Origin of the sequence: Shewanella sp. SM32, from assembly GCF_025654235.1 — a bacterium.
Classification (GTDB): Bacteria; Pseudomonadota; Gammaproteobacteria; order Enterobacterales; family Shewanellaceae; genus Shewanella; species Shewanella oncorhynchi.
Genome location: NZ_JAKKRO010000003.1, coordinates 26,890 through 39,166 on the forward strand (window position 1 = coordinate 26,890; position 12,277 = coordinate 39,166).

Genomic DNA, 12,277 nt, shown 5'->3' on the forward strand with positions numbered 1-12,277 from the left:
GATGATACCTATCATGTTAGATAACTAACCTGAACTCGGGATAAGAAATGTTGAACTAATAGCCCTCCAAGTGATCGGATCTTTCGACCAAGAGAAACCCCATCACACCGGAGGGCCTATGCATAAATTAGTGGAAGTGTTTTGCGATGTCGATGATTTTTGCGCTGTTTTCATTCCAGAATGGGAAAAAACGCTGTTAACCGATGGTACACGCAAGCGTCAACGCCCTGGCCGTATGACGATGAGCGAAGTGATGACCATCATCATACTTTTTCAGATGTCCCACCACCGTGATTTCAAGAACTTCTACATCGGCTATCTGGCTCATTTCTACAAATCTGCTTTTCCTAATTTACTCAGCTATACCCGCTTTCTTGAGGTGATGCCCACTACTTTAGTGCCGCTTTGCAGCTACTTTGCCAGCCTCAAGAGTGACCCCACTGGCATCGAATTTGTTGATTCAACCAGCATCAAAGTGTGTCATAACCTACGTATTCATCGCCATAAAACCTTGGCGGGACTGGCGTGCAGAGGTAAAGGCACCATGGGGTGGTTCTATGGCTTTAAGCTGCATTTGATTGTGAATCATCAAGGCGGAATCGTGGCGGCCAAAGTGACCCCAGCGAATGTACATGACACAAAACCGGTGAATGAGATGGTGCACAGTGACATGAATAAACTCTATGCAGATAAAGGGTATATCAGTAAAGCGCTGTCCAGTGAATTGCTTGAGAAAGGCGTGAAGCTGGTGACGAACGTGCGTAAGAATATGAAAGCGAAGGCAATGTCATTGTGGGATAGAGCGATGCTGTCGAGACGTTTTATCATAGAAACCATCAACGACCAGTTAAAAAATATCTCTCAAATAGAGCACTCAAGACACCGCAGCGTGCATGGTTTTATGCTCAATATGATTGCGGGACTCATCGCCTATCAATTGAAAGACAATAAGCCACAACTGAACCTCACTAACGCAGAGTTTAATGCTATTACAGTTATGGCTTGTTAAACCGATCTCAGGTTAACTAGATTGCATGGAATGATAGTGTGAGGCGGTTAAGTCTGTTTTAGACTGAACGAATAAGAAAGTGAGAAGATTAGCTTGAGTAACAACACGTAAGCAAAGGATAGCGAGTTAGCCAGCCCTTAGTCGCGACTCTGTGATGAAACACGGGTAATGATCGCTTTGGATTGGCGCTCAATTTGAGGGCAAACAGGGAGTTCAGCCCAAAGGGAACCACCAGCTCAATACCGTAATACATGGAATGATGAGCAGTCTCTGCATCTACCTGAGTATCTGTCTCAACATGAGATTTTAAACACACCCCAACCGCGGTTTCTAACTCTGGCCAATGGGCCATAGCATCAATACAAGATGTGTAAGCCATGTCTTGATTGCGACTATGCATGCGCGCCTGATTCTTAACCGACCAAGGTAACTCAGGCGCAAGCTGATGAAGATAGGTTTCAATCGCCAGATCCCGCTCAGGGCTAATATCTAAAGGGCAAAAATAGATCAGATCGATATCGTTCAGTGGACTCAACTCAAATTCGTGCAAACGATCCCAAACTAAATTACGAACAAATCCTGCCGCCAGACACCACTGCGGCATGGAGTGTACTTTGGCACATTGAAGCGCGAGTTCAAGCGCCCTCACCCGCTCGCAGTCTTGAGTTATCCATTCGAGTAATTGATGCTCTAGCGCTGCTTCACTCATTGCATCATTCATAACATTATTCGTAGCAACACTCATGACATTACCCCTAGCACCACTCATAACAGTATCGCCCGCTTCAATATCAGATAAAAACACGGGAAAGACATTAGGCTTAATCCACTTCGCCATCGGTTTCTGAGCACTTTACGACCTCATGACAGAGTAAATAAACGAGACTATAAATCGGGGCCATTACCGCAAAACAAATCCAAAACCCATAGACATCTTTGTCTAGCAGATTAACGCTAACAGTAAAGATGGGGCATGAACAGTAGCATCCATTTTATTACATTGAGTTTGTATAGTATCGGCTTATCACAATGGCAGCAGCGTCCTTCCTTAATCGGCACATCCTTAGCGCCGAGTTTACCTTTGCAATACAGACATTTTTTACTGAAAAGCATTTAAACTCCATCGCTGAGATTAGACTCGCAAAGCAAGTCTAATCATCCATTCTTTCAATTGGTAAAAACTGTATCCGCGCAATTCGTTACACCGCATCCGCTTGGCGCTCTGGCGCAGCATTGGCAAAGGCTTCAAGCTGATTACACTCGGCCCACACGCGCATGATATTGGGATAAGGCGTTAAATCCACATTAAAACGCTGGGCGTTATACACCTGCGGTACTAAACATAAGTCGGCTAATGTCACGGCATTCCCAAAGCAATAACGACCGCAATGCCGTGTTAACAAGGTTTCTAAGGCCGTAAAACCACTTGCGACCCAATGGTGATACCAAGTATTTTTGGCGGTGTCATCAGCACCTAAGGTTTGCGTTAAATATTGCAATACCCGCAAGTTGTTTAATGGATGGATCTCACAGGCGACCGTAAGTGCCATAGCGCGCACGTGGGCACGTTCAAGAGCCGATGCAGGCAGTAATGGCGACTGTGGATGTATCTCATCAAGATATTCGATAATCGCTAAAGATTGCGACAAAGCATCCACATCCAGCTCATCATCCACCACTAAGGTTGGCACTAACTCTAAAGGATTAAGCGCAATGTAGGCCGCTTTATGTTGCTCGCCGCCATCACGTACGAGATGCACTGAAAACTGTTCTGCTGAAATCCCCTTGAGATTAAGGGCAATACGAACCCGATAGGCTGCACTGGAACGCCAATAACCGTAAAGTTTCATATTTTCATGTCCTTATAAAAGTCAGTATAAAAACGGGGCAATTAAGCCCCGTTAGTTTGAGTCGGTATCGCCCTTTAAGGGAAAGCCTTAGGCTTTGTATTCAACCACTTTTTGATCGATAGAACCAAAAATGGTTACATCATTATCATCGAGCATTTCGATGCGCACTGTGTCACCAAAACGCATAAATGGCGTAGTGGCTTTGCCTTCGGCAATCACTTCTAACATACGTTTTTCCGCTAAACAGCTCGAACCTGCGCTACGGTCATAGTTAGAAATAGTACCAGAGCCTATAATCGCGCCTGCGCCCAATGGACGGGTTTTTGCAACATGCGAAACTAACTGACTGAAATTGAAGGTCATATCAACGCCTGCATTCGGACGACCAAATAATTCACCATTGAAATAGGTGATCAGCGGTAAATGCACTTTCGAATCTTCCCAACGGACACCCAATTCATCCGGTGTCACAGCCACAGGCGAAAAACTGCTCGATGGTTTAGATTGGAAAAAACCAAAGCCTTTCGCCAACTCACCAGGGATCAAGTTACGCAATGACACATCGTTAACTAACATCAACAATTTAATGTGCTTAGCTGCATTGTCAGTGCTCACGCCCATAGGCACATCATCGGTAATAACCGCAATTTCAGATTCGAAATCGATACCCCAGTCTTCACTCGCCAATGGGATATCCGCTTTAGGGGCAATAAAGCTGTCTGAGCCACCTTGATAAAACAACGGATCTGTCCAAAAGGTTTCTGGCATTTCTGCGCCACGGGCTTTACGGACTAACTCAACGTGATTCACATAAGCGCTACCATCGGCCCATTGGTAAGCACGCGGTAATGGCGACAAACACTTAGCTTCGTCGAACGCTTGCGCGTTATCTAACATGCCTTCATTTAACGCATCGTACAATTCTTGCAATTGCGGTCTCAGTAAATCCCAACCATCGAGTAATTGCTGCATAGTGTGGGCAATGGCAGGAACGGCAACCGTTTTAGTGAGATCGCGGCTGACTAACATCAACTGACCATCACGACGACCATTGTTATAACTTGCAAGTTTCATATTGGCTCCAGTGCTCTTCGGCTAGGTGTACAATTTTATTGTGCTGGAAAACACGCGACGTCACCCAGCTTATATTCGGCGATTTAAATCGGACTTTTTGACTCATTAAAGGCATACACGTTACGCAGTCCGCGCCAACGAGGCATGCTTTTTTACTTGCTTTAACGTATTTGTTGCGCGTAGAAATACCCGATGCAGCTCAAGATTCCTATAGCGTGACCAAAATCACATTTAGGTTAATTATTTCACACTTTGTAAACTAATCATTACGTTTATAACCTAGTTACCGCTTATCAATATCTCGGTAAGCAATATGCCTGAAAAGTCGGCAACTAAGTGGAACGATACTGTTACATTGACTGTGTCAACCCAACGAGACTCTGACTAACGGCGCTTGGCTATCTTGTATTCACGCAGTTTATTAGCAATAGCTGTGTGTGATACACCTAGCTTTTTCGCCAACTGGCGAGTGCTCGGATAGGCCGGATATAATCGACGCAACAGACTCGCTTCAAACTGCTTCATTGCATCGTCCAGATTACCCTCAAACTCATTATCAAAGTAACCAAAACCTTCGGCATATGATGGCAATTTCAGCTGTTCTACAGTCAACTCGGCCGAGCCATCCCACATAGACACGGCTCTAAATACCGCGTTCTTTAATTGGCGTACGTTACCTGGCCAAGCGTAGGTGAGCAAATGATCGCGGCACTGGGCCGAAATCCGCCGCACTGGGCTAGACAACTGTTGACTGTAATGTTCGAGGAACATTTCCGTCAGTGGAATGATATCGACTTTACGCTCACGTAATGACGGGATGTGATAACTCAGCACATGGATGCGATAGTACAAATCTTCCCTAAACTCGCCGGTTTGGCATAATTCAGCTAAATTTTTCTGGGTCGAGCAGATAATTCGCACATCAGCACGCACTTCTTCATCGCCCCCTATGCGTCTAAAAGTGCCATCTTGCAATAGCCGTAGCAGCTTAACTTGAGCCGCCCTAGACATTTCCGCCACTTCATCGAGAAATACTGTGCCCCCCTTAGCTTCTTCAAAAAAGCCTCGTTTGACGACTTTGCCCTGACTGACGTAACCGAATAATTCTTCTTCGGCAGCGCTGTCGGGTAGAGCGGCGCAGTTGATGGCGATAAAAGGTTTTTCACGGCGCATCCCCGCATCATGGCTAGCTCTGGCCATTAATTCTTTGCCAGTACCCGTTTCACCCGTGATCAACAAAGGTGCATCGAGCTGGGCCATACGCCGCGCTTGCTTAAGCACTTCCTTCATCTTGTCACTGCTGGCTAATACATTTTCAAAGCCAGTGGTTTGGTTCTGCAGCGCGTTAAACTGTTTTCCAACGCGCGCAGGGGATTTCAGCGACACCACAGCACCAACCAAGATGGTTTTTTCATCCTCATCGGGTAGGTAAATCGGCAGCATTTCGGCAAGATACTCATTCGGACCAATTTGCACCCGCGCCGCTTGGGCCAATACTTGGCTTTCACTCAGCCAACGGCTGAAGTTAAAACCTTGTACCCAATGGTTTAACGACTCTTCGAGCACTTCGTGCTCACCCATGCCGATATTGAGCAAGGCGGACTCATTAACGATACGGATACGTGCCTTGGCATCGATAGAAAAAACGGAGTCGGGTAAGGTTTTGAGCAGGGTTTTAAGGGCGTAATGTTCTTGCTCTGAGGGCATAAATGACACCGTACGCACATCGTGCACGCTTTCCACTTTGCGGATCTGCGGCATCAAGGCACTCAAGGTTTCAAAACTAATTTCGGCAAATTGTAAGTACAGGAATCCTTGGTTACTGGCATCAATGGCAATTAAATTAATGCCATAACGCTCTAACACGACTAAGATATCTTTGGCTAAACCAACACGATCCTGACAGCTGACTTCCAAGCGCATAATGACTGATATTCCCTTTTTTGATTTGAATTTTGGGGATAAACCGTGCAGAGCTATTTTTCGCCTTAGGCTTTACAACAAAAATAACGCTTGCTAGGCAAATCGTTACCTTTGACGAAAACGTCAGCGATGAGGGGAAATAGCAGAGCCCGTATACGTTAGAAGGTTAAACTGAAAGTGGCAAGCCTAGTTTACAGTTGAATTGTAACAGGAAGAAAAAATCAGCATCATAAAACACATTAAGATGCTGATTAAATTGATTAAATAATTAACCTAGTAACTGGTCTGTCTTGGCGGCCATGATGAAGTCATTCTTATGTAGCCCCTTAATGGAGTGCGACCACCAAGTGACAGTCACTTTACCCCATTCAGTGAAAATGCCGGGATGATGGAATTCTTCTTCCGCTAAATCCGCCAGCTTATTCGTGAATGCCATCGCCAGTTTAAAGTTTTTAAACTTGTAGACGCGCTCAAGCTGCATTACGCCGTCACGCACTTGCACGCCCCAGTCAGGGATCATACGAATAAGTTCTGCCAACTCTTCATCGGTCACTTTTGGTGCATCGGCTTGGCACGCTTCACATTTCATATTCGATAACGCAGTCATACATACTCCTGTTGGCAACATTAATAGGGATATTCAGTTGCACTTTACTCATTACTTATTAATTACTTAAATCACATGACTAAATTAGATGGCGACTCAAATAAAACATCAAACCATCCATCGAATCGAGACTAGCTCGCCTTGGCTTTGGGAGGATATTTAGGAGCAAATAAACCTAACTGACGTGCCTTAGTGACATAACTCATGATGTCCATTTTGGCAATTTCATCAAGCATATCAATGTGCTCAATCACATAATAAATCGGCTGCATAATGTCGATGCGATATGGGGTTCGTAGCACATTCAATAAATCAAAGGGTTGACGTTCTGGCACATCACTTTCCATTGCATATAAAGTTTCACCAGGTGAGCTTAAAATACCGCCACCATAGATACACAAGGGGCCATCTTTAGGCTGTAGCAAGCCAAACTCAACCGTAAACCAGTATAAACGCGCTAAAAACACCCTTTCTTCTTTGCTGGCATTTAAACCTAATTGGCCATACATATGTGAAAAATTGGCAAATGAAGGGTTGGTGAGCAAAGGGCAGTGACCAAAAATTTCATGAAAAATATCAGGCTCTTGCAGGTAATCAAACTCTTCCTTACGGCGAATGAATGTCGCCACAGGAAACTCTTTATTGGCCAGTAGTTCAAAGAAACGGCCAAAGGAAATAAGCGCAGGTACGGCTGCCGTTTTCCAGCCGGTGGTCGCTTGCAATACAGTATCAATTTCAGTAAGTTGCGGAATACGATCCTTTGGCATAGCCAAGGCATCTAGCCCTTGCAAATACTCCTTACAGGCACGGCCAGGCAGGTTTATCGCTTGACGGGCATAAAGCTGGCTCCAAATCTCATGTTCTTCTTGCGGGTAGTTAATAAACCCTGTGTCATCAGCTCTGTGAGCGATGTACTCTGTTCCTTTCGTCATAGTCTTCACTTAGTGGCTAGCGCTCATGGAACCATAGTGATCTAAGCCTTTAAATTTGTTAACTCCCTCACACTTTATTCTTGCACCACCACTGTGACGTAAACGTAAAGCAAATATTACAAGGGTATTAAAAACGCCATGCAATTGCACATCACCCATGCTGGATGAGATGCTCTGTGCTACCTTTGCTAAAACTTACGTCGACTTCGCTGTAAAAATACTTAAATATCCTAAGTTTTCAGCGTTTCTAAATAGCTTTTCTGTGCAGGTCATTTACAATATTGGCCATTAACCGCATCTCCTTGACCTAAAAGGTTCGCAATGAAACAACATCAAATTCGTAAAGCCGTTATTCCTGTCGCAGGCCTAGGCACTCGTATGCTTCCAGCGACCAAAGCAATTCCAAAGGAAATGTTACCCGTTGTCGATAAGCCATTGATTCAATACGTAGTAAGTGAAGCTATTGCGGCTGGGATCAAAGAAATTGTACTCGTGACCCACGCCAGTAAAAACTCTATCGAAAACCATTTCGATACCAGTTTCGAATTAGAAGCCCAATTAGAACGCCGCGTTAAACGTCAGTTACTTGAAGCCGTACAATCTATTTGTCCTAAAGATGTAACAGTGATCAGCGTGCGCCAATCTCAAGCTAAAGGCTTAGGTCATGCGATTTTGTGTGCTAAATCTGTCGTCGGCGATGCACCATTTGCCGTATTGCTACCGGATGTGATCATAGATGAAGCCAGCTGTGACCTTCGTAGCGATAACTTAGCCGCTATGGTTGCCCTGTTTGATGAAACCCAAGTCGGTCAAATCATGGTGGAAGGCGTGCCACATAACGTCGTCAACCAATACGGTATTGCCGATGTGAATGGTCATGATTTACAACCGGGTGAATCTGAGCCATTAGTCGAACTGGTTGAGAAGCCAGCCGTGGATGAAGCGCCGTCCAACTTAGCCGTTGTAGGCCGTTATGTGTTACCTGCCAGCATTTGGCCACTACTGGCTAAAACCCCTGCGGGCGCAGGCGATGAAATTCAATTAACTGATGCGATTGCGATGTTAATGAAGCAAGAAACCGTAAATGCTTACTACATGGAAGGTAAGAGCCATGACTGTGGTAACAAGCAAGGTTATATGCGTGCTAACGTTGAATATGCCCTGCGCCACAGCGAAATCGGTGAAGATTTTGCGCACTATTTAAAAACCGTTGTAAAAGGAATTAAGTAATGACGATTTTAGTGACCGGTGGTGCTGGCTATATTGGCACCCACACAGTAGTAGAACTGCTCAATGCTGGTAATGATTTGATTGTATTGGACAACTTGTCTAATTCAAGCATAGAAGCCTTAAACCGAGTCGAGCGGATCACTGGTAAATCGGTTACTTTCTATCAAGACGATATTCTCAATAAAGCGTTATTGCAGAAAGTGTTTAACGATCATGCTATTGATTCAGTTATCCACTTTGCAGGATTAAAAGCGGTGGGAGAATCCGTCGCAAAACCCCTGAAGTATTATGAGAATAACGTTACGGGTACGCTTATCCTTTGCCAAGTCATGGCAGAATTTAAGGTAAAAAATCTCGTATTCAGCTCATCGGCAACTGTGTATGGCGATCCCGCAAGTTTACCGATCACCGAAGACTTTCCCACAGGGGCAACAAACCCTTATGGTCAGTCTAAGTTGATGGTTGAACATATATTGGCAGATGTACACAATGCCGATCCGAGCTGGAATATCGCACGTCTGCGCTATTTTAATCCGGTTGGCGCCCATGCCAGTGGCTTAATCGGCGAAGATCCTAACGATATCCCTAACAACTTAATGCCCTTTATTGCGCAGGTTGCCGTGGGTAAACGCACCGCCTTAAGCGTGTTTGGTAATGATTATCCGACTCACGACGGTACCGGCGTGCGTGACTATATCCATGTCGTAGATTTAGCCAATGGCCATTTAAAAGCGCTTGCAAAATTGGCCACTAAACCTGGTCTAGTGACCTATAACTTAGGCACAGGCCAAGGATATAGTGTATTAGACATGGTTAAGGCCTTTGAAAAAGCCTGTGGTAACACCATTGCCTACCAAATTGCGCCACGTCGCCCAGGGGATATTGCCGCCTGCTACGCCGATCCAACCCACGCAAGGGAAGATCTTGGCTGGCAAGCGACTCATACCCTAGAAGATATGGCCAACAGTAGCTGGCATTGGCAATCAACCAATCCCAATGGTTATAACGGCTAATAACTTGAATGGCTTGTGGAAATCTCCCAAGCCATTTTTCTTTATCCCTCTAAATACCGTCGCTTTACATCATTAACCACCCGAGGAGCAACATGACTCAAAGTATTAATCACAGCCGTCGCAGCCTCTTTCGCCGGCGTAAAGATAATGCGATAAGGCCGCCTTGGGTACGTGATGATATCGAGTTCACCGATGTGTGTACCCGTTGTTCCGCCTGTCTTGAGGTTTGTGAAACTCACATTATCATCAAAGGTGATGGCGGATTTCCTGAAGTCTCCTTTAAGGACAATGAGTGCACATTTTGTACCCTGTGTGCTAAGGCTTGCCCTGAAAATATTTTCGATTTGACTCAAGCACCTTGGCAATACCAAGCCCATGTTCAAGAAAGCTGCTTAACCTTTCAAGGGATCTGGTGCCAAAGTTGTAAGGATGCCTGCGAACCAAGAGCCATCAGCTTTGTGCTCAGTATTGGTCAGGCTCCGAGCCCCAAAATAGACCTTGACCTTTGTACTGGATGCGGTGCCTGCGTAGCTCCTTGCCCTAGCAAAGCCATTGAGATAAAACGACCAACTTGATAGAAACACTGTAATTGCATTAACACATGCCGAGCTGTGCTTCTCCTGGATTTTAAGCTAGTATCGCGCCTCTGTTGAACTCAGTTAATCCCTTCTCGAATTAAGTTAATTTATGATGATGTTTGTAAAAAAACTGTTTTTCCCGCCTAAAAAAAGTACCTCTTTTAGCTTTATTGCTCGAGGCACTAAACTCACGGGAAATATCGAATTAACAGGCGACGTGCTTGTTGGCGGTGATATCCAAGGTCAGCTGCTTTCTGAGGCCAATATCACCATAGAACAAGGCGGTATAATTCAAGGTGAAGTAAAGTGCCATGAATTTATCGTCGATGGGCACTTCAAAGGCAGACTCATTTGTGAGCGTTTAGTGATCCAACGTAATGGTGTTGTCGACGGCGAAGTGGCAAGTACCTCAATGCAAATCCTTGAGGGTGGCCAATTTATCGGGATGCGGATTAAAGAAGATGCACCAACCATTTATTCCCATGCAATAGGCCATACCCCAACAGCAGATCCACTCAACTTACCGTCCGTGCAAAACGACGTCATAGAATCTCATTAATCCGAAATGCATCACTATCGTTTGCTCGCCGCCTTAGGTGAGCAGACTTTGACTCACTCTTTTAGCTCAATCATTCCTTATCGCTCGACGCTAAACATAGCGCCTACTCATCTAACTCTCCCCAACTCTCCCCTTTACAATGGTTAAATAATTGTTATTTTGCCGAGAGGGATCACAGTTAATCCGCATGCTGAATGTTAATCTTGGCAGTTAGTATCCATGATATTTGATCGCGGTGGTTCGGGTAATCGCAAGGACACAGAACTCCCCTAATAGCGCCGCAAAAACATTTAAGACTCATACAGGGCAAAATACAAAATGAGCAACTTATTACTAAAACAGATCTGTGAACTCGATGTTTTTACCTTGCTTGTATTTAAAAGTATTTTCGACACTGGGCACGCAAATAGCGCGGCCAAAGCGCTAGATGTTTCTGCACCCAAAATAAGCCGCTGCCTCAATGCATTACGCCTAACCTTTAACGATGAACTATTTTATCGTCGTCAACAGGGGCTTAAACCGACGCCTTTAGCAGAAAGTCTCTACGTTGCTATTTGCCAGTTTACTGAATCGGTTTATCACCTCGAACAATCTGCGATCCAGATACAAAATGCGGCCATCAATACCGACTTACCGCTGCATATCGCTGCTTGTAATGGCCTGCTAAGCTTTTTAGCGCCTCAGTTAAGTACTCCTGAACTTGCCCAAAAGCTAGGACAAATACGCTTACATAAATGGCAGGAAAATAGCGCTGAGTTGATCCACGCAGGTGCGCTTGATTTTGGGATTACGTTTGAAAGTGCTGAAAATAAAGAATTAAGTTACACCAAACTTGGCTCAATCAATGGCATTTATATCGTTGCAGCCAAGCAACACCCACTTTGGGACGTTGAGACGAATATTACCTTAGAGCAAATTTGTCGCCATCCGTTTCTATTTCAAGAACTCAAGGGCTTTAACAGTAAAATCGATCCCTTAGAATTATTTTGCCAGCGCCAAGGTATCTTACTGCCTACAGTAGAGAAAGTGATAGACAGGGAGGAATGGTATGCCCATCTATTAACCATGAAGAGTGTGGCTTTTTGTTCCAGCATTGATATGCACACAGTTAAACATATGCCCGGATTACATCTCGAGCGCCTTAGCGACACAGAGCTTAATAGACTCCACGAAACTATGATGGCGCCACATTATTATCTGATTGAGAAACCTGCAGTTCATCGGCGTTACAGCCAAAGCCAGTGTGATCTCGTCGTGCGCTCCTTACTTGCCGCACTCGAACCAGCACACTAATACAAAAATAGATTACACACTAAGTTCATCAACCTAGCTTACGTCATGGATGTTAAGTGGGTTAAGTGGGTTTACTGGGCTATGGCTTCTATTTATCAAAGGCACAATTCAATCACTTTAAAATGCCATATCGTCCCCCTATCCTCGCTCTCTTATCCCATTGCTTTTGTGCTCAAAACCTTAAGATAACGACTTAAGATTTAGGCTCT

12 protein-coding genes are annotated in these 12,277 nt (G+C 44.8%); 6 read left to right on the forward strand and 6 right to left on the reverse strand.

Annotated features, from left to right (window positions below):
* Positions 1 to 118 precede the first annotated feature (118 nt).
* On the forward strand, positions 119 to 1,009 hold the full coding sequence (locus L5M10_RS01800; RefSeq protein ID WP_263254749.1) for an IS982 family transposase: 891 nt from the start codon (positions 119 to 121) through the stop codon (positions 1,007 to 1,009).
* 88 nt (positions 1,010 to 1,097) lie between these two features.
* On the opposite strand, the gene L5M10_RS01805 is transcribed toward L5M10_RS01800, so the two are convergent.
* The 6 genes from L5M10_RS01805 to phhA form a co-directional block, all read right to left on the reverse strand.
* Positions 1,098 to 1,754 (reverse strand): nucleotidyltransferase family protein, encoded by a 657-nt coding sequence (locus tag L5M10_RS01805; RefSeq protein WP_411569336.1) that lies wholly within the window; start codon positions 1,752 to 1,754, stop codon positions 1,098 to 1,100.
* A 454-nt stretch (positions 1,755 to 2,208) separates the two neighbouring features.
* Positions 2,209 to 2,859 carry a maleylacetoacetate isomerase gene (gene maiA / locus L5M10_RS01810; protein ID WP_263138119.1) on the reverse strand — a complete coding sequence of 217 codons (651 nt, stop codon included), beginning with the start codon at positions 2,857 to 2,859 and terminating at the stop codon, positions 2,209 to 2,211.
* A gap of 87 nt (positions 2,860 to 2,946) precedes the next feature.
* On the reverse strand, positions 2,947 to 3,933 hold the full coding sequence (locus L5M10_RS01815; RefSeq protein WP_263254750.1) for a fumarylacetoacetate hydrolase family protein: 987 nt from the start codon (positions 3,931 to 3,933) through the stop codon (positions 2,947 to 2,949).
* Between the two features lie 384 nt (positions 3,934 to 4,317).
* Positions 4,318 to 5,856 carry a transcriptional regulator TyrR gene (gene tyrR / locus L5M10_RS01820; protein ID WP_028760575.1) on the reverse strand — a complete coding sequence of 513 codons (1,539 nt, stop codon included), beginning with the start codon at positions 5,854 to 5,856 and terminating at the stop codon, positions 4,318 to 4,320.
* 268 nt (positions 5,857 to 6,124) lie between these two features.
* Positions 6,125 to 6,463: a 4a-hydroxytetrahydrobiopterin dehydratase gene (locus tag L5M10_RS01825; protein ID WP_106650051.1), complete on the reverse strand. Its 339-nt coding sequence runs from the start codon at positions 6,461 to 6,463 to the stop codon at positions 6,125 to 6,127.
* Between the two features lie 131 nt (positions 6,464 to 6,594).
* Positions 6,595 to 7,395, reverse strand: coding sequence for a phenylalanine 4-monooxygenase (phhA, locus tag L5M10_RS01830; protein ID WP_219250194.1), 801 nt, complete (start codon positions 7,393 to 7,395; stop codon positions 6,595 to 6,597).
* A 321-nt stretch (positions 7,396 to 7,716) separates the two neighbouring features.
* Here phhA and galU point away from each other — a divergent pair, with 321 nt between their 5' ends.
* The 5 genes from galU (at position 7,717) to L5M10_RS01855 (ending at position 12,068) form a co-directional block, all read left to right on the forward strand.
* On the forward strand, positions 7,717 to 8,625 hold the full coding sequence (galU, locus tag L5M10_RS01835; protein ID WP_028760578.1) for a UTP--glucose-1-phosphate uridylyltransferase GalU: 909 nt from the start codon (positions 7,717 to 7,719) through the stop codon (positions 8,623 to 8,625).
* Positions 8,625 to 9,638: a UDP-glucose 4-epimerase GalE gene (galE, locus tag L5M10_RS01840; protein ID WP_263254751.1), complete on the forward strand. Its 1,014-nt coding sequence runs from the start codon at positions 8,625 to 8,627 to the stop codon at positions 9,636 to 9,638. The genes galU and galE overlap by 1 nt, the downstream gene beginning before the upstream one ends.
* A 92-nt stretch (positions 9,639 to 9,730) precedes the next feature.
* Positions 9,731 to 10,213, forward strand: a complete 483-nt coding sequence (gene napF, locus L5M10_RS01845; protein ID WP_263138116.1) for a ferredoxin-type protein NapF — start codon at positions 9,731 to 9,733, stop codon at positions 10,211 to 10,213.
* 112 nt (positions 10,214 to 10,325) lie between these two features.
* The gene (locus L5M10_RS01850; protein ID WP_263160646.1) at positions 10,326 to 10,775 is read left to right on the forward strand and encodes a polymer-forming cytoskeletal protein; all 450 of its coding nucleotides are present in this window, start codon (positions 10,326 to 10,328) and stop codon (positions 10,773 to 10,775) included.
* 318 nt (positions 10,776 to 11,093) lie between these two features.
* Positions 11,094 to 12,068 (forward strand): LysR family transcriptional regulator, encoded by a 975-nt coding sequence (locus L5M10_RS01855; protein ID WP_113938944.1) that lies wholly within the window; start codon positions 11,094 to 11,096, stop codon positions 12,066 to 12,068.
* Positions 12,069 to 12,277: the final 209 nt, after the last annotated feature.